The organism is Amycolatopsis thermoflava N1165, from assembly GCF_000473265.1.
In the GTDB taxonomy this organism is placed as follows: Bacteria; Actinomycetota; Actinomycetes; order Mycobacteriales; family Pseudonocardiaceae; genus Amycolatopsis_E; species Amycolatopsis_E thermoflava.
This window is the reverse complement of sequence record NZ_KI421511.1, coordinates 5,281,405-5,305,297: the sequence shown is the minus strand read 5'-3', so window position 1 is coordinate 5,305,297 and position 23,893 is coordinate 5,281,405. Positions and strand designations below refer to the sequence as shown.

General features: G+C 72.2%; 25 protein-coding genes. 15 read left to right on the top strand and 10 right to left on the bottom strand.

The features are described from left to right. From AMYTH_RS0126020 to AMYTH_RS0126000, 5 genes are all read left to right on the top strand, one after another. On the top strand, positions 1–1,287 hold the full coding sequence (locus AMYTH_RS0126020) for an MATE family efflux transporter (RefSeq protein ID WP_027932731.1): 1,287 nt from the start codon (positions 1–3) through the stop codon (positions 1,285–1,287). After that, positions 1,284–2,141 (top strand): glycosyltransferase family 2 protein, encoded by an 858-nt coding sequence (locus AMYTH_RS0126015; RefSeq protein WP_027932730.1) that lies wholly within the window; start codon positions 1,284–1,286, stop codon positions 2,139–2,141. The genes AMYTH_RS0126020 and AMYTH_RS0126015 overlap by 4 nt, the downstream gene beginning before the upstream one ends. After that, positions 2,096–3,316, top strand: coding sequence for a polysaccharide pyruvyl transferase family protein (locus tag AMYTH_RS0126010; protein ID WP_051362819.1), 1,221 nt, complete (start codon positions 2,096–2,098; stop codon positions 3,314–3,316). The genes AMYTH_RS0126015 and AMYTH_RS0126010 overlap by 46 nt, the downstream gene beginning before the upstream one ends. Continuing rightward, positions 3,313–3,861, top strand: a complete 549-nt coding sequence (locus AMYTH_RS0126005) for a dTDP-4-dehydrorhamnose 3,5-epimerase family protein (RefSeq protein ID WP_027932728.1) — start codon at positions 3,313–3,315, stop codon at positions 3,859–3,861. The genes AMYTH_RS0126010 and AMYTH_RS0126005 overlap by 4 nt, the downstream gene beginning before the upstream one ends. Positions 3,862–3,866: 5 nt before the next feature. After that, positions 3,867–5,180, top strand: a complete 1,314-nt coding sequence (locus tag AMYTH_RS0126000; RefSeq protein WP_027932727.1) for a glutamate-1-semialdehyde 2,1-aminomutase — start codon at positions 3,867–3,869, stop codon at positions 5,178–5,180. Here the strand turns inward: AMYTH_RS0126000 and AMYTH_RS0125995 are convergent. Next, positions 5,152–5,820 carry a phosphatase PAP2 family protein gene (locus AMYTH_RS0125995; protein ID WP_027932726.1) on the bottom strand — a complete coding sequence of 223 codons (669 nt, stop codon included), beginning with the start codon at positions 5,818–5,820 and terminating at the stop codon, positions 5,152–5,154. The genes AMYTH_RS0126000 and AMYTH_RS0125995 overlap by 29 nt on opposite strands. A 98-nt stretch (positions 5,821–5,918) precedes the next feature. Between AMYTH_RS0125995 and AMYTH_RS0125990 the strand changes: the two genes are divergently transcribed. The 4 genes from AMYTH_RS0125990 to AMYTH_RS45730 are packed head-to-tail and all read left to right on the top strand — an operon-like array spanning position 5,919 to position 8,593. Further along, on the top strand, positions 5,919–6,170 hold the full coding sequence (locus tag AMYTH_RS0125990; protein ID WP_017986476.1) for a PqqD family protein: 252 nt from the start codon (positions 5,919–5,921) through the stop codon (positions 6,168–6,170). After that, positions 6,151–7,263, top strand: coding sequence for an asparagine synthase-related protein (locus AMYTH_RS0125985; RefSeq protein ID WP_051362818.1), 1,113 nt, complete (start codon positions 6,151–6,153; stop codon positions 7,261–7,263). Before AMYTH_RS0125990 ends, AMYTH_RS0125985 begins: the two co-directional genes overlap by 20 nt. Next, positions 7,260–7,670 carry a lasso peptide biosynthesis B2 protein gene (locus AMYTH_RS0125980; RefSeq protein ID WP_228684963.1) on the top strand — a complete coding sequence of 137 codons (411 nt, stop codon included), beginning with the start codon at positions 7,260–7,262 and terminating at the stop codon, positions 7,668–7,670. Before AMYTH_RS0125985 ends, AMYTH_RS0125980 begins: the two co-directional genes overlap by 4 nt. Before the next feature lie 5 nt (positions 7,671–7,675). Further along, positions 7,676–8,593, top strand: a complete 918-nt coding sequence (locus tag AMYTH_RS45730; protein ID WP_037322686.1) for a phosphoenolpyruvate carboxykinase (ATP) — start codon at positions 7,676–7,678, stop codon at positions 8,591–8,593. Here the strand turns inward: AMYTH_RS45730 and AMYTH_RS0125965 are convergent. Then, the gene (locus AMYTH_RS0125965) at positions 8,576–10,354 is read right to left on the bottom strand and encodes an ABC transporter ATP-binding protein (protein ID WP_027932722.1); all 1,779 of its coding nucleotides are present in this window, start codon (positions 10,352–10,354) and stop codon (positions 8,576–8,578) included. The two genes, AMYTH_RS45730 and AMYTH_RS0125965, sit on opposite strands and share 18 nt — an antisense overlap. 168 nt (positions 10,355–10,522) lie before the next feature. Between AMYTH_RS0125965 and AMYTH_RS49055 the strand changes: the two genes are divergently transcribed. From AMYTH_RS49055 to AMYTH_RS0125940, 5 genes are all read left to right on the top strand, one after another. After that, complete coding sequence (locus AMYTH_RS49055) at positions 10,523–10,660, top strand: lasso RiPP family leader peptide-containing protein (protein WP_123684071.1); 138 nt, start codon at positions 10,523–10,525, stop codon at positions 10,658–10,660. 44 nt (positions 10,661–10,704) lie between these two features. After that, on the top strand, positions 10,705–10,845 hold the full coding sequence (locus tag AMYTH_RS49620) for a hypothetical protein (RefSeq protein ID WP_017986482.1): 141 nt from the start codon (positions 10,705–10,707) through the stop codon (positions 10,843–10,845). An 88-nt stretch (positions 10,846–10,933) separates the two neighbouring features. Next, positions 10,934–12,064: an asparagine synthase-related protein gene (locus AMYTH_RS0125950; protein ID WP_027932721.1), complete on the top strand. Its 1,131-nt coding sequence runs from the start codon at positions 10,934–10,936 to the stop codon at positions 12,062–12,064. A gap of 135 nt (positions 12,065–12,199) precedes the next feature. After that, entirely contained in the window at positions 12,200–13,051 is an 852-nt protein-coding gene (locus AMYTH_RS0125945; protein WP_027932720.1) for a helix-turn-helix transcriptional regulator, read from the top strand. Continuing rightward, entirely contained in the window at positions 13,048–13,977 is a 930-nt protein-coding gene (locus tag AMYTH_RS0125940) for a hypothetical protein (RefSeq protein ID WP_027932719.1), read from the top strand. The genes AMYTH_RS0125945 and AMYTH_RS0125940 overlap by 4 nt, the downstream gene beginning before the upstream one ends. Positions 13,978–13,980: 3 nt before the next feature. Here the strand turns inward: AMYTH_RS0125940 and AMYTH_RS0125935 are convergent, their stop codons facing one another. The 3 genes from AMYTH_RS0125935 to AMYTH_RS0125925 are packed head-to-tail and all read right to left on the bottom strand — an operon-like array spanning position 13,981 to position 17,373. After that, positions 13,981–15,108, bottom strand: coding sequence for a nucleotidyltransferase family protein (locus tag AMYTH_RS0125935; RefSeq protein ID WP_027932718.1), 1,128 nt, complete (start codon positions 15,106–15,108; stop codon positions 13,981–13,983). Between the two features lie 11 nt (positions 15,109–15,119). Then, positions 15,120–16,652, bottom strand: a complete 1,533-nt coding sequence (locus tag AMYTH_RS0125930) for a right-handed parallel beta-helix repeat-containing protein (RefSeq protein WP_027932717.1) — start codon at positions 16,650–16,652, stop codon at positions 15,120–15,122. 58 nt (positions 16,653–16,710) lie between these two features. Beyond that, complete coding sequence (locus AMYTH_RS0125925) at positions 16,711–17,373, bottom strand: phosphatase PAP2 family protein (RefSeq protein ID WP_027932716.1); 663 nt, start codon at positions 17,371–17,373, stop codon at positions 16,711–16,713. 139 nt (positions 17,374–17,512) lie between these two features. On the opposite strand from AMYTH_RS0125925, the gene AMYTH_RS0125920 reads away from it, so the two are divergent. Further along, positions 17,513–18,763: a hypothetical protein gene (locus tag AMYTH_RS0125920; RefSeq protein ID WP_157360668.1), complete on the top strand. Its 1,251-nt coding sequence runs from the start codon at positions 17,513–17,515 to the stop codon at positions 18,761–18,763. Here AMYTH_RS0125920 and AMYTH_RS0125915 read toward each other — a convergent pair. From AMYTH_RS0125915 to AMYTH_RS0125895, 5 genes are read right to left on the bottom strand one after another with little or no spacing between them, the layout of a single operon-like run. Continuing rightward, positions 18,735–19,724, bottom strand: a complete 990-nt coding sequence (locus tag AMYTH_RS0125915) for a GHMP family kinase ATP-binding protein (RefSeq protein WP_027932714.1) — start codon at positions 19,722–19,724, stop codon at positions 18,735–18,737. The genes AMYTH_RS0125920 and AMYTH_RS0125915 overlap by 29 nt on opposite strands. Then, complete coding sequence (locus AMYTH_RS0125910) at positions 19,721–20,419, bottom strand: nucleotidyltransferase family protein (protein ID WP_027932713.1); 699 nt, start codon at positions 20,417–20,419, stop codon at positions 19,721–19,723. Before AMYTH_RS0125910 ends, AMYTH_RS0125915 begins: the two co-directional genes overlap by 4 nt. Beyond that, entirely contained in the window at positions 20,416–21,528 is a 1,113-nt protein-coding gene (locus AMYTH_RS0125905) for an SDR family NAD(P)-dependent oxidoreductase (protein WP_027932712.1), read from the bottom strand. Before AMYTH_RS0125905 ends, AMYTH_RS0125910 begins: the two co-directional genes overlap by 4 nt. Beyond that, positions 21,525–22,655, bottom strand: a complete 1,131-nt coding sequence (locus AMYTH_RS0125900) for a glycosyltransferase family 4 protein (RefSeq protein ID WP_027932711.1) — start codon at positions 22,653–22,655, stop codon at positions 21,525–21,527. Before AMYTH_RS0125900 ends, AMYTH_RS0125905 begins: the two co-directional genes overlap by 4 nt. Positions 22,656–22,659: 4 nt before the next feature. Continuing rightward, positions 22,660–23,847 carry an HAD-IIIA family hydrolase gene (locus AMYTH_RS0125895; protein ID WP_027932710.1) on the bottom strand — a complete coding sequence of 396 codons (1,188 nt, stop codon included), beginning with the start codon at positions 23,845–23,847 and terminating at the stop codon, positions 22,660–22,662. Positions 23,848–23,893: the final 46 nt, after the last annotated feature.

Below are 23,893 nucleotides of genomic sequence, written 5' to 3'. Positions count from 1 at the left end.
ATGACGACCACCGGCCGCCACCGCAAATCCGGCGCGAAGCCTTCCGGGCTGCGCGCGATGGCCGGGCGGCTGTCCTGGGGCCTCGGCGACCAGGCCGTGTCGAGCCTGACGAACTTCGCGGTCGGTATCTACGTCGCGCGCGAGCTGGGCGTCACGGCGTTCGGCATCTTCAGCCTCGCCTGGGTCACCTACGGCGTTCTGATCAACATCTCGCGTGGCCTGGCGACCGATCCGCTGATGGTGCGCTTCAGCGGCGTCGGCACCGGGGTGTGGCGGGCGGCGGTGGCCCGGTCGTCGGCGACCGCGCTGGCTGTGGGCGCGCTGGCGGGCCTGCTGAGCGTGGTGTTCGGGATCGTGGTGGGTGGGAGCCTCGGGCCCGCGTTCGTCGCGCTCGGCGTCATCCTCCCGGCGCTGCTGCTGCAGGACAGCTGGCGGTTCGCGTTCTTCGCCTCCGGCGAGGGGCAGAAGGCGTTCGTCAACGACGCGCTGTGGGGCGTCGCGATGATCCCCGCGATGGTGCTGGCCGACCTGCACGGCAGCGTCGTCGCGTTCCTGCTGGCCTGGGGTGGCGCGGCCGCGGTCGCCGCCGGGTACGGCTACCTGCAGACGGGTCTGCGGCCGAGGCTCGACGGGGTGCGGTCGTGGCTGCACGACCAGCGTGACCTGGGCCCGCGCTACCTGGTGGAGAACGTCAGCAACAGCGGTGGCTCGCAAATCCGGATGTACGGCCTCGGCGCGATCGCCGGGGTGGCGGCGGTCGGCACGGTGCGCGGTGGCGAGCTGCTGCTCGGCCCGTTCCTCGCGGTGCTGATGGGCCTGGCGTTCGTCGCGGTGCCCGAGGCGGCCAGGGTGGTGCGCCGCAACGTGCGGCGGCTGAGGACGTTCTGCCTGGTCCTGGGCGGGGGCCAGGCGCTCGCCGCGCTGCTGTGGGGCGGCGCGCTGCTGCTCGTGCTGAACGACCGTCTCGGTGAACTCGTGCTCGGCGACGTCTGGCACACCGCCGAGGCGATGATCATCCCGGCCACCCTGTCCGTCGTTAACGCGAGCTTCATCACCGGCGCCGCGACCGGCCTGCGGGCGCTCGGCGCGGCCAAGCGCAGCATGCGGTGCCAGCTCGTCGCGTCCGCGCTCTACGTGATCGGCGGCCTGTCCGGTGCGGCGATCGGCGGCGCCGTCGGGTCCGGCTGGGGTGTCGCGTGCGCCACCTTCGCCGGTGCGTTCGTGTGGTGGAGCCAGTTGCACGTCGCAATCCGCGAGCACGTTCCCGAGGAAGCGAGGACCCCATGACGACCGCACCGAGGCTGAGCATCGGCCTGCCCGTCTACAACGGGGAGAACTACGTCGCCGAAGCCATCGACAACCTGCTCGCCCAGACCTTCGCCGACTTCGAGCTGATCATCTCCGACAACGCCTCCACCGACGGCACCCAGGAGATCTGCGAGAAGTACGCCGCGAAGGACGAGCGCATCCGCTACCTGCGGCAGCCGCGCAACATCGGCGCCGCGCCCAACCACAACTTCGTGGTGCAGGCGGCGCGGGGCGAGTTCTTCAAGTGGGCGGCGCACGACGACCTGTTCGCGCCGGAGCTGCTGGCGAAGTGCGTCCAGGCGCTCGACCGGCACCCGGAAGCGGCGCTCGCGCACTCGTACATGGCGATCGTGGACGAGCGGGGCGAGGTCATCGAGAACTACGACTACGGCCTGGCCACCGATTCGCCGGACGCGGCGGTCCGGTTCCGCAGCCTGATGTTCACCGAGGGCGGCGACGACTTCTACGGCGTGATCCGCACCTCGGTGATGCGGCGGATCGCCCCGCACGACAGCTACCACAACGCCGGCCGGAAGCTGGTCGGCGAACTCGCCCTGTACGGCACGTTCGTGCAGGTCCCGGAGGTCATGTTCTTCCGCCGCGAGCACCCCGGCCGCGGCGACAACCTGGGCTCGGTGCAGAAGGTCTGCGCGAACCTCGACCCGCGCCGGACGGGGCAGTCGAAGGCGCGGTTGTTCGCCGAATACCTGGCCGGGTACGTCACCGCGATCCGGCGCGCGCCGCTGTCGTCGAGCGAGCGGCTGCGCTGCTACGGCGTGCTCGGGGAATGGATTGGCGGCAAGCCGCTGCGGAAGGTGGGTCTGCTTTCGTGACGCGTATCGGGTTCTTCGGCATCCTCGGTTCGGGCAACCTGGGCAACGACGGATCGCTCGACGCCGTAATGACTTATGTGCGAGAGCGATATCCCGACGCGGAACTGGGTTTCCTGGCGATGGGCCCCGAGCAGCTCACCGCGCGGTACGGCGCGCCGGCGACGCACCTGCAGTGGTACGAGCCGCACGCGGGTGACGCGACGGGGCTGCGGGCCGCGGGGCTGAAGGTGCTGGGCAAGCTGCTGGACCCGTTCCGGACCTGGGCCTGGGTGCGCAACTACGACGTGGTGATCGTGCCCGGGATGGGCGTGCTGGAGGCGACGCTGCCGCTGCGGCCGTGGGCGTTGCCGTACTCGCTGTTCTGGCTCGNCNCCACCGCGCGGCTCACCGGCACCAGGGTCGCTCTCGTCAGCGTCGGCGCCGACGTGGTGCGCAAACGCGCCACCCGGTGGGTCATCACACGCGCCGCGCGGCTGGCGCACTACCGCTCCTACCGGGACGAGCACTCGCGCCAGGCCATGGCGCGCATGGGTGTCGATGTGAGCGCGGACGCCGTCTTCCCCGACCTCGCGTTCGGGCTGGCCGATCCGGAACCGCGGCCCTCCACCGGGGCCGTCGGGGTCGGGGTGATGGCCTTCCACGGCGGCAACGACGACCGGGCCCGCGCGGACGACATCAACCGCGCGTACCTGTCCACGGTGAAGCGGTTCGTGCGCCTGCTGGCCGACGAGGGCCGTCCGATCCGGCTGTTCACCGGCGACGTCGCCGACGACGAGGTGCCCGCGGAGATCATCGCCACGGTGCCGGGCGCGGACATCACCGCCGAACCGCTGACCTCGCTGCAGGACCTCATGCGCCGGATGGCCGAGGTCGAAGTCGTCGTTGCCACCCGCTACCACAACGTGTTGTGCGCGCTGAAGACCGCGAAGCCGACGATCTCGCTGGGCTACGCGCGCAAGAACGACGTGCTGATGTCCGCGATGGGCCTCGGCGAGTTCTGCCAGTCCGCGCGGGAGCCCGACTTCGACCGGCTCGTGGCGCAGTTCCGCGAACTGGAGGACCGGCGCGAGGAGCTGACCGCGGTCCTCAAGGAACGCAATCGTGTGATGAGCGAGCGGCTGGAGCGCCAGTTCGCCATCATGTCCGAATCCGTCGTCGAAGGGAGCCGGACGTGAAGGCCGTTCCGGTACCCGGCATCGCCGGGGCCTGGTTGTTCGAACCGACACCGCACGTGGACGCGCGCGGGTTCTTCTCGCGCACGTTCGACCGCGAGGTCGTCGCGTCCGTCGGCATCGACCCGGACGGCTTCGCGCAGGACAGCCTGTCCCGGTCGGTCAAGGGCGTGGTCCGCGGCATGCACCTGCGCTCCGGCGCCGGCGAGTCCAAACTGGTCCGCTGCTCCTACGGCGAGGTGTTCGACGTCGTGGTCGACCTGCGGCCGGACTCGCCGACCTTCCGCAACACCGAATACTTCCGGCTCTCCGGGGACACCCAGGTCACCGTGTACGTGCCCGCCGGCTGCGCGCACGGCTTCCAGGCGCTCACCGAGCCCGCCGACGTCTCCTACCGCATCGACCGGCCGCACGACCCGTCCGAGGACGTCACCATCGCCTTCGACGACCCCGACCTGGCCATCCCGTGGCCGCTGCCGGTGACCCTGACCTCCGACCGCGACCGAAGCGCGCCCTCGCTCGCCGAAGTCCTGAGAACCCTGAGGTGACAGTCATGGACGCGCAGATCCTGCCCCGGTCCACCGAGGTCAACGAGCGTCTGCACCAGATCGTCCCCGGCGGCGCGCACACCTACGCCAAGGGCGAGGACCAGTACCCCGAGGGGCTGGCGCCGGTGATTTCACACGGCCGCGGCGCGCACGTGTGGGACATCGACGGCAACTCCTACATCGAGTACGGCTCCGGCCTGCGCGCGGTGAGCCTCGGGCACGCGCACCCGCGGGTGGTCGAGGCCGCGCGGCGCGAGTTGGACCGCGGCAGCAACTTCGTGCGGCCGTCCATCGTCGAGCTGGCCGCGGCGGAGAAGTTCCTGGCGACCGTGCCGACCGCGGAGATGGTCAAGTTCGCCAAGAACGGCTCGGACGTCACCACCGCCGCGGTGCGGCTCGCGCGTGCGGCGACCGGGCGCCCGGTGGTCGCGATCTGCGCCGACCACCCGTTCTTCTCCACCGACGACTGGTTCATCGGCACCACCGGCATGCCGGCCGGGATCCCGCCGCAGATCACCGGACTGACCGTGCGCTTCCCGTACGGCGACCTGGCCGCGACCGAGGAGATCCTGCGGAACCACGACGTCGCCTGCCTGATCATGGAGGCCGCGACCGGCGTCGAGCCGCCGCCGGGGTACCTGGAGGGGATGCGCGCGCTGGCCGACCGGTACGGCGTGGTGCTGGTCTTCGACGAGATGATCACCGGTTTCCGCTGGTCGGAGGCGGGCGCGCAGGGCTACTACGGGGTGACGCCGGACCTGTCGACGTTCGGCAAGGCCCTCGGCAACGGCTTCGCGGTGTCCGCGCTGGCGGGCAAGCGGGAGCTGATGGAGCTGGGCGGGCTCCGGCACTCCCGGGAGCGGGTGTTCCTGCTGTCCACCACGCACGGCGCGGAGACGCACTCGCTGGCCGCCGCCATGGCCGTGATGGACACCTACGTCGAGGAGGGCATCTCGGCCCGGCTGCACGCCCTCGGCGAGCGGCTGGCGTCCGGTGTCCGGGACGTGGCGGCGGCGATGGGCGTCGGCGAGCACGTCGTGGTGCGCGGCCGGGCGAGCAACCTGGTGTTCGGCACGCTCGACGAGCAGCTGCGGCCGTCCCAGCCGTACCGGACGCTGTTCCTGCGCCAGCTGGTCGCCGGCGGCGTGCTCGGGCCGTCGTTCGTGGTGAGCAGCGCGCTGACCGAGGCCGACATCGACCGGACGGTGGACGTGGTCGCCCAGGCCTGCGCGGTGTACCGGAAGGCGCTGGACGTCGAGGACCCGACGCCGTGGATCGGCGGCCGGTCGGTCAAGCCGGTGTTCCGGCCCTACGCCTGACGCGGTCGAGCAGCCAGGCCGTCACGGGCACGACGACGAGCGCGACGCAGAAGCCGCCGAGCGTGTCCGTCGGGTAGTGCACGACCATGCCGAACTGCGCCCACGCCTCGGCGGCGCCCGCGGTGACCGCGGCGTAGAGCACGACCGCCGTGGCCGCAGGTGGGCGCAGCCGCAGCCGGTCGGCCAGGACGAACGCGAACACCAGGACCATCGCCGTCACGATCGCGGTGTGTCCGCTGGGGAACGACAGGTGCGGGCCGTTGATCGTCCGCCCCACCACGGGTTTCAGCAGCGTCGTGACGGCCACCGACAGACCGGGCCCGAGCACGGCGAGCAGCGCGGTGCGCCGGTGCCCGAGCACCAGGCACAACACGACCAGCGCGGCCACCAGCAGGCCCGCGCCCGCCGGTTCGCCCGCGAAGTCAAGGCCCTTGGCGGTCACCCGCTGCGCCGACGGGTACGGGATCGCGCCGCCCGACGCGTCCAGGATCCAGCGGTCGAGAGCGCTCGCCGAGCCGGCGCCCGCGACGCGGACGGCCAGCACCGCGACGATCACCGCCGCCGGGATCGCGAGCGCCAGCAGCGGGCGCCGCAGGGCGTCGGGCAGGGCGGTTCGCGTGGGCAGCACGGCGGTGGTCACCGTTGGGAGTCGGTCCCGCCGCGGGGTTCGTTTCGCCGTAACAGGGGAATGATCATCGGCGACTGGCAGGTGAAGCCGCCAGCTCCGGGAGGGCCGCCATGCGCGTACGGGCATCCGACATCTCGGCTCGCACCATCGGTGACGAGACGATCGTGCTCAGCCTGTCGACCTCGAAGTACTTCACCATCACCGGTGTCGGCACGCGGCTGTTCGAGCTGCTCGCCGAGGACCGCTCGCTCGACGACCTGGTCGGCGCGATCACCAGCGAGTACGAGATCGACGCGGACACCGCGCGCCGCGACATCGAGGCGTTCCTCGGCAGGCTCCGCGATGCCGAGCTCCTCCACTGAGGCGCCGCCGCGGCTGTCCACACTGGACGTCGCCGTGGGACGCCCGCTGGGAGCCGCGCCGTTCCCGCTCGGCGAGCCCGCGGATCCGGTGCTCGCGCTGCGGAACGCGCTGCGACCCGCGTTGCTGCGCGAGCCGTGCGTCATCGCCTTCTCCGGTGGGCGGGATTCGTCGGTGCTGCTGGCGGTCGCCGCGGACCTCGCCGCGCGCGAGGGGCTCGCGCCGCCGATCGCGCTCACCTTCCGCTACCCCGGCGACCCGGCCGCCGACGAGTCGGCCTGGCAGGAGTCGGTGATCCGGCACGTCGGCGTCGGCAGCTGGGTGCGCCGCGACATCGGTGAGGAGCTGGACCTGATCGGGCCGCTCGTGCAGCCGGTGCTGTGGGCGCGCGGCCCGGTCTACCCGGCCGCGCTGGGCAACACGATGCTGCTTGCGTCGCACGCGCCGGGCGGCAGCCTGGTGACCGGCAACGCCGGGGACGAGGTGCTCGGCGGGCACCGGATCGGGACGCTGCGTGCGGTGGCGCGCCGTCGCGGCCGCGGGATGACCGCGGCGGACTGGGCGCGGTTCGCGGTGTGCGCGGCGCCCGGGTTCGCCCGCCGCGAGGTGGCCCGCCGGTCCGTCCCGATGCCGTGGCTGCGGCCGGACCTGCGGCGCGTGGTCTGGCGCGAGGCCGCGGACCGCCCGCTGCGGTGGGAGACCAGCGTGCGGACGGCGTTGGCGACGCGCGCGTACGAGGTGGGTTTCCGGACGCGGGCCGACGTCGCGGCGGAGTACGACTGCGAGCTGGTCGAGCCGTTCGCCGATCCGTCCTTTGTGGCGTCCTACGCGGCCGGGCGACCGATGACCCGCGCGGCGGGCACCCGGCTGGTGGCGGACGGGCTGCTGCCGGAGGCGGTTCTGCAGCGGCGGGACAAGGCGCGGTTCAACGCGTCCCGGTTCGGCCCGCGGTCGCGGGAGTTCGCGCGGAACTGGGACGGCCGCGGCGTCGACGGCGCACTGGTCGACCCGGACGCGCTGCGGGCCGCGTGGCTCGCCGACGAGCCGCCCGCGGCCACGGCGATGCTGCTGCAGCAGGCGTGGCTGGCGACATGAGGAGGCGGCGGCTGGCGTGGGAGGTGCTGCGCGCGCTCCCGGCGATGGTGCGGATCGAGCTCAGCCTGCGGCGCGCCGACCTGCGCGAAACCTGTCGACGGCTCGGAGTGCGGTGCGACCTGACCAGCGCCGCGCCGCCCGCCGACGAGTCGCCCGTGCTGCCGCGGTGGTCGCGGGCGCCGATCCGGGCCTCGTACTTCGTGGTGTCGCGGTGGCCTGCCGGCGACACTTGCCTGCGGCAGTGCCTGCTGATCGGCCACCGGTTGCGGGCACTGGAACCGGTGCTGCGGATCGGTGTGCGGCGCGAGGCGGACGGCCGGTTCTCCGCGCACTCCTGGCTGGAGATCGACGGCAGGGCGCTCGACCCCACGGCGGGGCGGTACGCGGTACTCGGATCGGCGGGGTGACCACAATGGACTTCACGTACCGGGCGCACGGGCTGACCGTGTGGAGCGACGTCGAGCTGGCGCTGCCCGCCGGGGACGGCGGCGAGCCGCACCTGGTGCTGCGCCGGGGCGCCGACCGGGAGGTGCCGCGCGCGGCGCTGCCCGGGCGGTGCCTCGCCGAGCTGGCGAAACCGGACGGGCGGGTGTTCTACACGCTCGCCACGGACGGCGACCGGACGGTGCTGCGCTACCCGGGACTGTGCGAGTTCGCCGGCGATCCGTTGCTGCGTGAGGTGACCTACCACCTGGACCCGGCGGCCGACCACGGGTTGCTGACCGTGCTCGCGACGGGCGCGCTGCTGGCCGTGCACCTGACGCTGAACTCGCACCTCGTGCTTCACGCGAGCGCGGTGCGGGCAGGCGAGCGGGCGCTGGCGTTCGTCGGCGCGTCCGGGATGGGGAAGTCCACCCTGGCCGCGGCGTTGTGCGGGCACGGGTGCGACCTGGTGGCCGACGACGTGCTGCGGGTGGACCCCGGCGGGCTCGTGCACCCGGGGAGCACGGAGAACCGGCTGCGGATGGCGGCGCGGGGCCTCGCCGACGGAGCCGCCGCGGCGGACGTGCGGCCCACCGCGGACGGGCGGCTGGCCCTGCGGTCGCCGGTGTACGCGGACGCGTTGCCGTTGGCGGCGTGCGTGATCCCGCGGCCGAGCCGGTCCGCTGTGGACGTTTCCGTCGAGCGGATCACCGGGACGCGGGCGTTCCTGCGGATGAGCCAGTTCCCGCGCGTGCTCGGCTGGCGCGATCCGGCCGTGATGGACTTCGCGTTCCAGGGGCTGGCCGATCTGGTCGCGCAGGTCCCGGTGTACGAGGCGACCGTGCCGTGGGGACCGCCCTTCCGCGACCAGGTGCTCGCGGACCTGCTGTCAGCGGTAGGCCGCTGACTGGAGGCGGTACAGCTCGGCGTACTGGCCGGCGCGCGCCATCAGCTCATCGTGCGTGCCGCACTCCACCACGCGGCCCGCGTCGAGCACGTAGATCCGGTCGGCCATGCGGGTGCTGGAAAAGCGGTGCGAGATCAGCAACGCGGCCCGCCCGCCCAGCATCGCCCGGACGTCGGCGAACAGCTCGTGCTCCGCGCGCGGGTCGAGCGCCGCGGCGGGCTCGTCCAGCACCACCAGCGACGTGTCCCGGTAGAGCGCCCGCGCCAGCGCCACCCGCTGCCACTGCCCGCCGGACAGGTCGGAACCCTCGTCCAGGTCCCGGCCGAGCATCGTGTCCAGGCCGTGCGGCAGCTCGCGCGTCACCCCGAGGACACCCGCGCGCCGGGCGGCGTCGTGCACCGACTCCTCGTCGCCCGGCCGGTCGCCGTCGCTGATCGTGATGTTGTCGCGCAGCGTCATCTGGTACCGCACGAAGTCCTGGAAGATCACCGTCACCGAGGCGCGGATGTCGGCGGGCGGGGCGTCCGCGCCGTCCCAGCGGCGCGTGCCGAGGTCCGGGTCGTACAGTCCGGCGACGATCTTGGCCAGCGTCGTCTTGCCGGAACCGTTCTCGCCGACCAGCGCGACCACCTCGCCCGCGCCGATCTCGATGTCCACCGCGTCGACCGCGGGCCGCTCCTGCTCGGGGTAGCGGAAACTGATGTCCCGCAACACTATTCCCTGCCGCAGCGGCCGCTTCTCCCCGGCGGCGGGGGACGGCGGGGCGGAGGCGACGAACCGCTCCAGGTCGGCCAGGAACGGCGCCGATTCGAGCAGCCCGCCGATCGAGGTGAACAGCGTGCCGAGCTGGCTGCTCAGCAACCGCACGGCGATCGCGGCCGCGCCCGCGGCAGGCAGGTCGATGCGGCCGCTGCGCACCAGGCCGATGATCGCCAGCAGCGCGGCCGTCAGCGACAGCGCGACGCCGATCGTGGTGAGACCGGCGATCAGCTGCCGCCGCCGGACCTGTTGCCGCAGCTGGACGTTGATGCCGGCGTTCAGCTCGCGGTGGCGCTCGCGCAGCGGCTTCGTCGAGTGGAACGCACGCAACTCCGCCGCGTACGGGCGTTGGGTGAGCAGCTGCCGCAGATAGTTGCGGCGGCGGAACAGCGGGGTCAGCCGGTGGGCGAACGCGAACTCGGTGCGGCTGGCCCACCGCGCGAGCAGCACCGCGGGCAGCCCGGCGGCGAGCAGGATCGGCACCAGCAGCGGTTCGACGCCGATCAGCACCGCCGACATCGTGACCACGCCCAGCAGGCTGCCGGTCAGGCCGAGCAGCGCGGTGGTCACCGCGAACGGCCGGGTGAGCGCGTTCTGCTGGACGCGTTCCAGAGACGTGGCGAACCCGGCGGACTCGTAGGTCACCAGGTCCGCGCGTGCCGTCGTGTCCAGCACCCGGTCCCACACCCGCTGCGAGACGCGCTCGCCGAGCAGCCGGTGCTGCTGGGTCTGCAGGGCGCTGACCGAGCCGGTCAGCGCCGTCATGAACGCCAGCGCCAGCAACGAAACGGTGAGCCCGAAGCGCGCGCTCTCCGGTTGCAGCAACGCGTCGAAGGTGAGCTTGCTCGCCGCGACCACACCGAGCGCGCCGACGGCGCCGATGATCTGGTAGATCGCCGCGGTCACGGTGCCGAACCGGTCGGCCGCGGCGACCTCGCGCGTCGCGGCCGCGATCAGCCGTGGCGTGGCCGCCGAAGCCCGCGCGATACCTGTGATCCCCACCGTCGAATCGTACCGCCGGGAAAACGTATTCCAAGAATTGTGGCGGTACCGGTTGGACAACGTCACCAGTACATTCGGCGAGTGGTTGTAACGGCTTGGCGCAATCAGGCGAATCCCGATCGAGGTCCTTGGGTTCTCGCTCGTCGACGATTAACGGAAAGGAGTGACATGAAGAAAGAGTACGCCGCCCCGGGCATCGAGGACATCGGCTCGTTGTCCGAGCTCACGCTCGGTCAGTCGTCGGGAAGCCGGCTCGACGCCGATTTCGCCGCCGGCACCATCTTCGGGGACCTGACCTTTTCGTGACCCCGGTTTTCCCGTTCCTGCCAGTGGCGGGGGGAGGTGAACACATGCGCGAGCCCTACACCACCCCGGAAATCACCCTGTTGGGTTCGGTGACGGACTTGACACAGGCGAACCTGTTTGGTTCTTCGCCGGACAACCTCACGTGGGCGATCCCGATTCTCGGCGACAACGACGCCTACTCGTGATGCGTTTCCCGGTCACGGGCCCGGCGGTCGGCCGCCGGGCCCGTGACCACCTGTCCACGTCCGCCGACTGTCCGGAAGTGAGCACCCGGTGGCCCTGTACACAATGGACCGACTGGAGATCGCGGGTGGCTGGATCAACGGGTACGACCTCATCCCGCTGCCGCTGGGCGATCCCGGCGAGCCGCGGCGGGTGCTGGACCGGATCCTGCTCGGCCACCTGAACCGCACACCGTGCCTGGTCGCCTTTTCCGGTGGCCGGGACTCCTCCGCGTTGCTGGCCGCGGCGGTGGCGCTGGCCCGGCGCGAAGGGCTGCCGCTGCCGGTGCCGATCACGTTGCGTTATCCGGCCGCGCCCGAGTCGGACGAGACCGCGTGGCAGGACGCCGTGCTCACGCACCTCGGTGTCACCGAACGGATCGTGCTGACCGTGGACGACGAGCACGACCCGGTCGGGCCCATCGCGGCGGCGGTGCTGCGGCGGCACGGGCTGGTGTGGCCGCCGAACTTCGCACCGACCTGGCGGATGATGGACGCGGCCCGCGGCGGGGTGCTGCTGACCGGCGAGGGCGGCGACGAGGTGTTCGGGCTGAAGCGGATCACGCCGTTGACGAAGGTGCTCAAGGCGCGGGGCCGGGTGCGGGCGAGCGTGTTCCCGGACGCGGTGCGTGCGCTGGCCCCGGCGCGGGTGCGGCGGCGGGCGGCGTTGCGCAACCGGCACCAGCGGCCGTGGCTGCGGCCTGCCGCGGCGGAGTTGCTCGCCGAACTGGACGCGGCGGACGCGGCGGCGTACGAGCTGCACGCCGGCCGCCACGCGTGGCAGTTCACGACGCGGCGGTGCGCGCGGCTGGGTTACCAGAGCGTGCGCACGCTGGGGTCCGAACTGGACTGCCGGTACGTGCAGACGTTCGCGGAGCCGGACTTCGTGGCGGCGATCGCGCGGGCCGCCGGGTTCTGGGGCTGGAGCGGGCGGACGGCGACGATGCGCGACGTGTTCGGCGACCTGCTGCCCCGGGAGGTCCTGGAACGCCGGACGAAGGCGACCTTCACGGGCGCGGTGTTCACCGAACGGACGCGGGCGTTCGCGCGGGAGTGGACCGGCCGCGGGGTGGACCACGAGCTGGTGGATGCGCAGGCGCTGCGGGACGGGTGGTTGTCGGCGAGGCCGCCCGCGCCGTCGATGACGTTGTTGCAGCAGGCTTGGCTGGCCACGGCCCGGTAGGTGGTGCGGGCGGGTTGCCGTACCGGGCGGGGGTCGTGCTGTGCCGTTGCCGCTGCGGGTCTGGCTGGCCACCGCCCGGTAGGTGGTATCGACAAGTCCTGGTTGTCCGCACCACGCGCGGATCATGCTGGGGACGTGGAACGGAACGAACTCGCGGACTTCCTCCGGCGTCGCCGGGCGCTGCTTCAGCCTGGGGACGTCGGGGTGCCGTCGGGCGGGCGGCGCCGGACGCCGGGGCTCCGCCGCTTCGAGGTCGCCCAGCTCGCCGGCATGTCGCCGGACTACTACGCCCGCCTGGAGCAGGGCCGCGGCCCCCGACCGTCGGCCGCCGTGCTCACCGCGCTGACCCGCGCGCTGCGGCTGACCGTCGACGAGCGCGACCACCTCTTCCGGCTCGCCGGCCACCAGGCCCCGCCGCGCACCGGCGGTGACGAGCACGTCAGCCGCGGCCTCCTCCGGCTGCTGGACGGGCTCACGGGCCTGCCCGCGCTGATCGCCACCGACCTGAACGTCGTGCTCGCCCAGAACGCGATGGCCGACGCGCTGCTCGGGGAGCAGACCCGCTTCCGGGGCCTGGCCCGCAGCTGCACCTACCGGTGGTTCACCGACCCGGCGATGCGCGAGCGCCACCCCGCCGAGGACCACGACCACGAAAGCCACGCGCAGGTCGACGACCTGCGCGCCACCCTCGCGGCCCGCCCGGACGATCCGGCGGCCCGCCAACTGGTCGAGGCGCTGCGGTCGGAGAGCGCCGAGTTCGCCGGGCTCTGGGCGCGGCACGACGTCGCCGTCCGCCGCAGCGACCGCAAGCGCATCCGGCACCCCGCGATCGGCCTCGTCGAGCTGGACTTCGACGTGCTGGCGACGGCCCGGCAGGACCAGCGCCTGATCGTGTACTCACCCGCGCCGGGCAGCGCCGCGGTGTCCCAGCTGGAGCTGCTGGCCGTGCTCGGCCAGGAGACCTTCACCACCCGAGGAGAAGCATGACCGCCCACCGGATCGCCGCCCTGCTCACCGCCGCCCTCCTCACCGCAGGCGTCCCGGCGAGCGCCGACACTGGCGGCACCCGCCTGGCCGACGTGCGCGTCCTCGCCCACTTCGACCGGGCCGCGGGCCAGGCCGCCGAGAGCATCGCACCAGAACCCGGCGGCGGTGCGGTGATCGGCATGATCCCCGCCCGGCAGGTGGTGCGGGTCGCGCCGGACGGAGCCGTCCGGGTGCTCGTCACTATGCCGCTCCCGCCGGACGGCGGCGGCACCACGCCGGTCGTCGGGACCCCCGTGGTCACCGGGGTGGCCCGCTCGGGCCGCGGCGACGTGTACTTCCTCTACTCCGCGGGACAGGGCGGGCTGACCGGGATCTGGCAGGTCCGCGCCGGGACGCCCCGGCTCGTCGTGCCGCTCCCCGCCGACACCATGCCGAACGCGCTGGTCATCGACGGCGACCGCTTCCTGATCACCGACTCGGCGGGCGGGCGCATCTGGCAGGCCCCGCTGCATGGCGGCGCGGCAACCGTGTGGTCGGCGGACCGCGCACTGGCTCCCGACGGCTTCTTCGGCGTCAACGGCCTGAAGGTCCATGACGGCGCCGTCTGGGCGAGCAACTCCGACCGGGGCACCATCGTCCGCATCCCGCTGACCGGCGGCGCCGCCGAGGTCCGGGCCACCGGGCTCGCGGGCATCGACGACTTCGACTTCACCGGCCGGGGCGACGAGATCCTCGCCGCGATCAACCAGGACAGCAAGCTCGTGCGGGTGGGCGCGGACGGCTCCCGGGAAACCGTGCTGGACGCCGGGGACGGCATGCAGGGCACCACGGCCGTCGTGGTGCGGGGGAGCCGGGTCTACGTGACCAACGGCGCCAACCTGGTGGGCGACGACTCGAACCTGCTGGTCGCGCGGCTGCGGCGCTGACCATCAGCGCGTCCCGGTCGGCGAGCCCTTCCGCACCTCGCGCAGCGCGTAGGTGAAGCGGCTCAACGGGTTCCGGTGCCGGTCCGCCGTGTAGTCCGCGTCCGGGAAGACCAGAGCACGCAGGTACGCCGGCTTGTCGCGCCACGGCAGGACCCGCAGGGTGGCCACGGCCTGCGCCGCGAACGTCTTGTCCGGCGTCGTGTGCAACCCCAGCCACGACTCGTCCCGCGGCGACGGCACGTAGGCCACCGCCCAGCGCGCGAGCGGGCCGGGGACCTTGATCCCCAGCAGGCGCACCGTGTCGGCCACCGCGGCGGCGACCACGGCCTCCGCGCCCCACGACCCGGCCAGCGCCAGCACCGGCCCCGGATCCAAAACCCGCAGCATCTCCGCCACGTCCCGCAGCGACCCGAGCCGCAGCGGCCAGTCGCCGAGGGCCGCGTGGTAGCAGGCGTGCAGGAACCGGTTCGCCGGCGACAGCGCCCGCACCGCGCGACCGCCGATGAAGAACTCCTGCCCGGCGTCCCACACCGCGTCCAGGTCGACGCGCCGCCCCCATGGTCCGAGCACGAAGGTGCGGTGCAGGTCCAGCTCGTACCCGGCGGGCGGGCGCAACGTCATGCCCTTGTCGAAGCGCCGGTCGAACCCCGGCCGCGGCTCGGCGAGCGTGCGCTCGAACCCGGCCGTCGCCAGCACCGCGACGGTCCGGTCGATGTCCGCCGCGCGCACCATCACATCCAGGTCGTTGAAGGACCGCAGCGCCGGATCGGGGTAGTCCAGGTGCGCCACCGCCGTGCCCTTCAGCACCCGCGCCTCGATGCCCGCGCCGTCCAGCAGGTCCAGGATCCGCAGCAGCTCGTGCTCCAGCACCAGCACGCGCATCTGGTTGGTGGCATGCGCGGACTTCACCTCGCGTGCCTGCTCGCCGGTCGCCGGGAACACGCCCGCGGTGATCGCCGCGGTCAGCAGCCCGGTCATCCGGTGCTTCCGCGCCGCCGCCAGCAGTGCGGGCCACTCCCCGGCGGCCACCGGTTCCGCCGGGAAGGCCCGGTCACTCCCCGGCAGCCGGTATCCCGCCACGGCGAGCAACGCCGCCGGGTACTCGCTCTCCGCGCACAACTTGCGTCCCATTGGCCCTCCGCTCATCCGAACGTGCTGCCTGCGTCCTGGTGGTACGGCGCCCCGGTCCACTGCGGGACCGGCACCGTCGTGCTCATGTCCGGGACCGTGAACCGCCACGGCCCGGTGTAGGTGTTGTCGTGCCAGCGGTTGCCCGCCGCGAACACGATGTGCCGCTGGATCACGTCGCCCTGGTACGGCGACCACTCCGGCGAGCTGCCGTAGTTGGACAGCAGCGCCATCCGCCCGCAGAACTCGACCGGGCAGCCGCCGTCGACCGCGGCCGGGTCGAACCGGAAGGTGTTGCCGTGGATCTCCAGCTCCGAGGTCCACCACCGGCAGTCGGTGTAGAGCGGTTCGCGGGTGATCGCGGGCGGCGAGCAGGCCGAGGTGTTCTCCGGGCCGACGATCAGCGTGCAGTCGGAGGTGGTCGACGCGGACGAGTTGCAGAACCGGTCCGCGTTGGCCCAGGCCACGACGCCGCCCCAGTTGTTCTCCAGCAGGTTCCCGGTGACCTCGATCTTCGCGGTGCGGGCCGGGATCCGCGCGTCGCCGTCGGCCTCGGACAGGTAGATCGCGCCGGTCGGGAACGGGTCGCGCTCATCGGCGAACTCGCGGCCGGTGCGCCACGCGTTGTCCCGCAACGTGTTGCCGCGGATCACCGCGTTGTACGAGATCTCGTAGAAGATGCCAGTGCCGTCGTTGTCCTCGATGAGGTTGCCCTCGATGAGGAAGTCGTTGTTGTTCGTGTCGGCCCACACCGCGGTGCCGCGGTTGCCGTGGATCCAGTTGTTCCGCACGTCGGCGCCGTTGACCGCCCAGAACTTCATCGCGCCGGTGCAGCCGCAGCCGGGCAGCTGCGTCTCCCAGTCCTCGGTGTTGTTGCCGGTGAACTCGTTGCCCTCGACGACGAGACCGGTGATGCGGTTGCCGGACTGGTAGGCGTTCAGGCCGTACTGGCCGTTGTCCGCCAGGCAGTTCCCGGCGATGCGGTTGCGCGCGCCCGCCATCAGCGCCGCGCCGCGGTTGCGGGTCAGGGTGTTGTGCTCGACGGTCCAGCCGTCGCCGGAGTCGTGGTTCACCACGCCCTCGTCGCGGGGCGCGGCGAAGTTGCGGATCGTCAGGTGCCGGATCGTGACGCCGGTGGCGCGGCCGGTGATGGCGTACCGGTTGTCGCGGTTGCCGTCCAGCACCGCGCCGGGCCCGCCGAGCAGCGTCGCGCCCGCGCCGGGGCTGATCTGCGAGTACTCGCCGGGCGCGAGCGTGTGTACCCCGGGCGCGAACCAGTACGTCGCGCCCGGGGTGCTGAAGTCGAAGCCTGCGTTGCTGCCCGCCGGGACGACCACCGCGCCGGGCGGCGGCGAAGCAGGCCCGGTCAGCGCCGGGCTGCCGCAGACGGCGGCCGGCGGTGCGGGGGGAGCGGCGGGGGCGCCCTGCGCGGTCGGAACCACGGCCGGCGGGCCGGGATCGGGCGCGACGGCCGCGACGACGCCGGCGAGTGCGAGGACGCCGGCGGCCCCGAGCGCGAGCGGGAACGCCCGGCTCCTCGTGGTCATCCCCGCCCCCGTCCGTCAAGGTGTTCGTCTACGGAAGTCGTCGGGGCGAAAAGCGCCGTTACCCTCCAGCGTTCACACGATCGGCTACTCGATCGATCGCCAGCGCGGCGGCGACCACCACGGCCAGGGACGTGCAGAACCCGCCGATCGTGTCGGTGAGGTAGTGGACCCGGGACGCGGTCTGCGACCACGACATCGCCGCGCCGCACAGCACCGCGAGGCCGAACACCAGCGGCAGCCCCGCGCGACCGAGCCGGAACCGGTCCACGAGCAGCAGCCCGACGACCATCCCGAGCGACGTGATCAGTGCGGTGTGCCCGCTGGGGTAGGACAGGTGGTCGCCGTTGATGGTCCGGTCCACGACGGGTTTCACCACGGTGGTGAGCACGCCGGTCGCGGCGGGCCCGGCGACGGCGAGCAGCGCGAGGCGACGGCGGCGCGTGGCGAAGCAGATCGCGGCGACGACCACGACCAGCCCGGCGGCCCACGCCGGATCCCCCGCGGTCCCGACGGCCCACGAGATGTCGAACGACAACGACGGCTCGCGCACGCTGTCCCGCAACGCCTCGTACGCGCGCTGGTCGAGCGTGGAGCCGGCGCCGTCACCGGTGAACAGCACGCCGAGCGCGACCGCCACCACCCCCGCGACAACGGCGGCAGCCGCCAGCGGGGCCCGCAGCGCGGGCGGGACGGCGGGCCGCGGGACGTTCGTCTGCTCCACGTGGGGAAGTCGCCGCCAAGCGACGGATTGTTTCCACCCGGCAGGCGGAAATGGTGAGCCGAATGCATCACACGCCATTGTCGTAACGTGGTTCAACGACCTTCCGACTTGTCCGCCGGGGAATGTGGAAGGGGTAATCATGGCTGTCGCTGTTCGTCTGGGTAAATCCGCTGGGAAAACGACGGCCCGACGCTGGATCGTCGTGTTGTGGGCTTTCGTGGCCGCCGCCATCGCGGTCCGGTTGTCGGTGATGTTCGCGCAGCCGATCCGGCCCGGGGAGTCCTTCCGGGGCGCGGAGGGGTACTTCCTCGACTTCCGGGACACGGTCTGGACTCCTGGCCGTGACCTGCTCAGCGGCGGGAACCCGTACGATCCCGACACCTACCTCGCGACGTACCCGTGGGCGCTGCCGATGTCGCTCTACACGCCGGCCTGGCTGACCCTCGCGGTTCCACTCGCGCCACTCCCTTACCTTTTTTCGGTCGCCCTTTTCCAAGTCCTTTCGATCGGTGTCGCTGTTGTGATGTTGCGGATTCTGGCGAAATGGTCGATGCCGCACTTGGCCGATTTCGCGGTTCCGCTCGGCCTGCTCTGGTGCAACATCTGGTATCCCGGTCGCGGCGCGATTTCCGTGCAACTGGGCAGCCTGCTCGGCGTGCTCGGCGCGGTGCTGATCCTCCGCTCACTGGCCACCGCGAAGCCCGGGGCCGGCTGGGGTGTCGCGCTGGTCCTGATCAAGGTGCAGTTCGGCGTGTTCGCCCTGGCCGCGGCCGTCGGCGGGCGGCTGCGATCGGCCTGGCGCGGCGTGCTGTGGCTGGCTGTGGCGTCGGTGCCGGTGGTGGTCGCGTGCACCATCGCCGCCGGCGGTCCCGCCGGCTTCGTGCGGTCGGTTCTGCGTGACCTCGCGGTGCTGAGTTCCGATGTGGCGCCGACCGGGTTGAGCAACCCCGTCCAGCGGCGCTTCGACCTGCTCGGGCAGCTCGCGCGCTGGGGTCTGACCGAGCCGCCCGCGTGGTTGCAGATCGCGGTTCCGCTGCTGGCGGTCGTGGCCGTCGTGTTCGTGGTGCGCGCCACCAGGCGGCCGTTGACGGTGGCCGCGGGGATCACGACGGCGATGCTCGTCGGCTTCTACCACGCGCCGTATGACCTGCTGGTGCTCTTCGTGCCGGTTGCGCTGGGCATCGGCATGGCGGTGCGCGGTGAGCTGACCCGCACGGCGGACCGCGTCGCGGTGGGCGCGCTCACCCTCGTCGTGCTGCACCTGCACACTGTTTCGACGAAGCTGATCCCCGGTTTCGACGTGCGGCTCGCGGACGCCGTCGATCTGCTGCTCGTCGCTGTCGGTCTTGCCGCGGCGCTGGTCAGCTCCAGATGTCGCGGTGCACGTTGAAGATGATCCGGGACCCCAGCCGCTCCAGTTTGATCGGTAGTTCCGTCATCGTGGCGAGCCGGGCGCGCACCGCCTGCTGGTGCTCCAGCGGGCAGCTGACCAGCAGGAACCCGCCGCCGCCCGCGCCGGTCACCTTCGCCCCGGTCGCGCCCGCCGACAGCGCCGCGTCGACGGCCTCGTCGATCTGCTGGTTGGACACCCCGGACGCGAGCGAGCGCTTGGCCTCCCAGCTCTTGCGCAGCGCGGTGCCCAGCGCGGACAGCTCGCCGCCGCGCAGGCCGTCCGCCGCCTCTCCCGCGAGGTCGCGCAGCTGCCCCAGCTGGGCGAGCTTGTTCCCGACGTTCGCGTTCTGCTCGCCGAGGATCTTGTCGGCGCTGCGGGTGATGCCGGTGAAGAACAACATCAGCTCGTCCTGCAGCTTCCGCCAGTCCGCGCGCGGCAGGTCGATCTGCTCGACCCCGACCGCGTCGCCCGGCCCGAACTGCAGGTCGCACAACCCGCCGAAGGCGGCCGCGTACTGGTCCTGCTTCCCGATCGGCTTGCGGCACCGGTCGATCTCGATCGCGCACGCCCGCTCGGCCAGCTCCTCGGCCGTCACCTGCCTGCCCTGGTAGGCGAACAACGCGTGCAGCAGGCCCACCGTCACCGAGGACGACGACCCGAGCCCGGACCCGGCCGACGGGATGTCGGCGAGCGTGGTGATCTCCACGCCGCTGCGCACCCCGGTCATGTGCATGGCCTCGCGCACCAGCTCGTGCTCGAGGTCCTCGACGCGGGAAACGATCTCCTTGCGCGAGTAGTTGACGTAGATCTCGTCGTCGAAGCGCTGCTTGACCACGACGTAGACGTACTTGTCGATGGCCGCGTTGAGCACCCGGCCGCCGTGTTCGCGGTAGTAGCTGGGCAGATCGGTCCCGCCACCGACGAGCCCGATGCGCAGCGGGGTCTGGGTGATGATCACGATGCTCGCCTGCCTTGCCAGACTTCGCGCGCCCTGGCCAGGGCCGCGGGGGTGCCGATGTCGAGGAACCAGGAGTCGCCCACGGAGACCGCGCGGGCGTGCCCGACGAGCGCGGGCAGCAGGTCGTAGCCGATGTCCCGGGGCGGCGGGCCGATCAGGTCGAGCACGGCGGGGGAGAACGCGTACATCCCCGCGTTGGCCAGGTCGCCCGGCGGGTCGACTGGCTTTTCCACGAACCCCGTCACCAGACCGTCGGCAACCGTGAGGATCCCGCACTGGGTCGGATCGGGCGCCCGGAACACCGACAACGTCGCGATCGCACCGCCCGCGCGGTGCGCCTCGATCAGCACCCGGAGGTCGAAGTCGGTCAGGTTGTCGGCGTTGAGCGCCAGGAACATCTCCTCGCCCGCGACGAAGTCCCGGTTCGCCGACAGGGTGCCCGCGCTGCCGAGCAGTTCCGGCTCCTCGGCGGTGCACACGAGCGGGCCGCCCCGCCGCTCGGCCAGGTGCGCCCACACCAGCGGCGCGAGGTGGTGCAGGTTGACCAGCACCTCGTCCACCCCAGCCGCTTCGAGCGCGTCCAGCCAGATGTCCAGCATCGGCCGCCCGCCGATCTCGACGAGGCACTTGGGCGTGTGGTCGGTCAGGGGCCGCAACCGCGTCCCCAGCCCGGCCGCGAGCAGGAACGCCTTCACGACCCCGCCTTGCGCACCACGCCGAGCGAGCGCATCTTCGCGTCGGCCTCGGCGAGGATTTCCTCCAGGCCCGGCATGTCCCGCAACCACGCGGCGTACTCGGCGACCGAGTCCGCCGGGGTCCGCTTCGGGGACCAGCCCAGCTGCTTGAGCGCGTCGACGTCGGAGAGGATGTGCCGGGTGTCGCCGAAGCGGTACTCGCCGCTGATCCGGCCCGGCCGGTCCGATCCGTACTGCCGGCGCACCACCTCGGCGAACTCCTGGGTGGTGTACCCGGTCCCGCCGCCGACGTTGAACACCCGCCCCGCCGCGCGGTCGTCGGCGAGCACCAGCACGTTCGCGTCGACGACGTCGTGGATGTTGACGTAGTCGCGGATGTTCTGCCCGTCCTCGTACAGCGTCGGCGCGCCGCCCAGCAGGTAGTGCAGGTTGAAGATGCGGCACGCGCCGGAGTAGGCGTTGTAGACCGACTGCCGCGGGCCCTGCACGATGCTGTAGCGCAGGGCGACGGTCGGGATGCCGTAGCGGCGCCCGAGGTTGACCGCCACGACCTCCTCGCCGTGCTTGGACATGCCGTAGGCGTTCTGCGGGTTGGCGATGCGCTCCGGCGTCGGCAGCACCTCGATCGGCTCGCCGCACACCGCGCAGCCGATGTCCCAGCGCCCGGCCCGCAGCGCGGACTCCGGGCGCATGTCCGGGGTCTGCTCGCCGTGCACCGCGCACCGGTACAGCCCTTCGCCCATCGCCGCCTGCGAGGACGCCACGACGATCCGCTGCAGGTCGAGCTTCTCGGCGACCGCGATCTCGTAGATCATCGCGGTCGAGGTGACGTTGACGTCGGTGAACTTCGCGAAGTCCGGCAGGTAGTCCTGGTAGGCGGCGAAGTGGTAGACCGCGTCCACGCGGCGCAGCAGGTTGCGCATCAGGTCGCGGTTGCGCACGTCGCCCTCGTAGAACTCCACGCCGGGCGTGAGGTGGTTCGGCCTGCCGTCGCGGTGCACCGGCGCGGCCAGCACGTCCAGCACGACCACCTCGTGCCCCAGTTCGACGAGCCGGTCGCAGGTGTGCGAGCCGATGAAGCCGGCGCCGCCGGTGACCAGGACCCTCATCGAGCGTGCACCTCCCGGTACACGTCGAGCGTCCGCGCGGCGGTGGCCGCCCAGGTGAACTCGCCCGCGCGTTCCGGTCCGCGGGCGCGCAGCCGCTCGCCCTCCGGGCCGCAGGCCTTGACGATCTGGTCGGCGATCGAGTCGGCGTCCTTCGGGTCGGCCAGCAGCGCCGCCCCGCCCGCGGTCTCCGGCATCGCCGTGACGTTCGAGGTGACCACCGGGCACGCCGAGGCCATGGCCTCCAGGATCGGCAGGCCGAACGTCTCGTTGTGCGACGGGTACACGAACACGTCCGCGGCGCGGTAGAAGTGCACCGTCTCCTCCAGCGGCACCCCGCCCACCCACACGATGTCGTCCGCAACGCCGAGCCGCGCGGCCAGCGCCTTGAGCTCGCCGACGTACTCGACGTCCCGGCCGGGTCCGACGACGACCAGCTGCCTGCCGCCGAGGTCGGACTTCGCCGCGGCGAACGCCCGGATCAGGCCTTCGCAGTTCTTGTACGGCCACAGCGACGACACGAACAACACGAAGTTCTCGCGCACCCCGTACCGCTTCGCGACGTGCGCGAACGCCTCGTCCCGGTCGCCGGGGTTGAACAGCTCGTGGTCCACCGCCTCCGGGATGAGCCGGATCTTCGCCGGATCCACCTTCAGGTACTGCTGCACCTCGTCCACCAGGCTGCGTGAGTTGAGGATGATCGCGTCGGCCAGCCGCGCGGTGCGCGGGTAGCTCAGCTGGCGGTACAGCCGCGCGGGCGGTGAGATCGCGTGCGGTGTCGTGTACGCGTGCAGTGTCTTGATGTGCACCACGAGTTTCGGCGCCGACTTCACGATCGGCGCCATCAGCGTGTTCAGCACGTCGATCCCGCTCAGCGGCAGCCGTAGCGGCGAGTACAGGTGCTCCGACAGCGTGCGCAGGTTGCGCTTCTCGTTGGACCACGGGTAGGTGATGTAACCGACGCTGCGGCCGTAGTCGTGTGTCGGCCGCGACTTCGGGCTCACCATCAGGTGGAACGACTCGCCGTCGCGGAGCAGCCGGGTCATCTCGGGGATGACGCGGGTCCAGAACCAGTGTGCGCCCGACGGGTTGAACGGGTCGTCGGTGAGCAGGTTGATCGCGACGCGCATGCGGTCAGAATGTCTGCGAGACAACGGCATCTGGGGTCATCCTCGACTGTCGGACGTACTGGGCCAGCAGGTGCATGCACGCCTGGTGGGCGTCTTCGACGACGCCGTAGTTGGCGGAGTCGACGTGGATGGAGACCTCGGCCCGGCGGCGGGCCGGCCCGCCCGCGAAACCGGTGAGCGCGATCGTCGGCATTTCGTGCGCCGCCGCCCAGTCCAGTGCCCGCACGATGTTCGGCGAGCGGCCCGAGGACGAGATGACGATCAGCACGTCGCCCGGCCGCGCCTGGGACTGCAGCTGGTACTCGAAGACGTGCTCGTAGCCGAGATCGTTGGCGATCGCGCTGAACAGCTCCACGTTGGTGCTCAGGCTCTGCACGCGCGTGGTGACGCCGGTGCCGTTGCGCACGCCCTTCACGTGGTCGCACTGCAGGTGGTTGGCGATCGACGCGGATCCGCCGTTGCCGCAGGCGAACACGGCCGCATCGCGGTCGTAGGCGGCGTTCAGGATCTTCGCCGCGCGGCTGACCTGCTCCAGGTCCACGGTGGCGAAGGCCCGCGCCAGTTCGGCGACGTAGGCGCCGCCGTAGGAGTCGGCCCGGTGGAACTTCGCGGCCGGGAACTTGGGCGCCTTCTGCTGCTCCGGCGCCGGTGCGGTGTCGCCGCCGAGGATGAACCGCACGGCGGCGGCGAGGTCGGGGAACGTGTCCACGCCCATCACGGCCGAGCCGGGCGGCCCGACGTGCAGCGGTTTCGCGCCGACGGCTCGCGCGAGCCCGACGTCGGCCGGGCTGTCCCCGACCACCCAGGACGCGGACAGGTCCAGGTCGAGCGCTTCCGCGGCGGCCAGCGCCATGCCCGGCCCCGGCTTGCGGTCGGCGCTGCGCCGGGCGAACGCCTCCACGATGCCGTCCGGGTGGTAGGGGCAGAACAGCCACAGGTCGACGTGCGCGCCGTGCCGCGCCATCTCGGCGATCATGTGCTTGTGGACCTGCTCCACGTCGGCGATGCCGTAGTACCCGCGGGCGACGCCGGCCTGGTTGGTCACCACGGCGACCGGGACGCCGGCCCGGTTGAGCGCGGCGATCGCCGCGATGGACCCGTCGATGAACTCGACCCGGTCGACGGAGCCGACATACCCGCTGTCGACGATGATCGTGCCGTCGCGATCGAGCAGAACCCCTGGCTGGCTCACGGTTCGACCACCTCTCTGCGATGTCTTGAGGTCGCGCGCGGGCGCT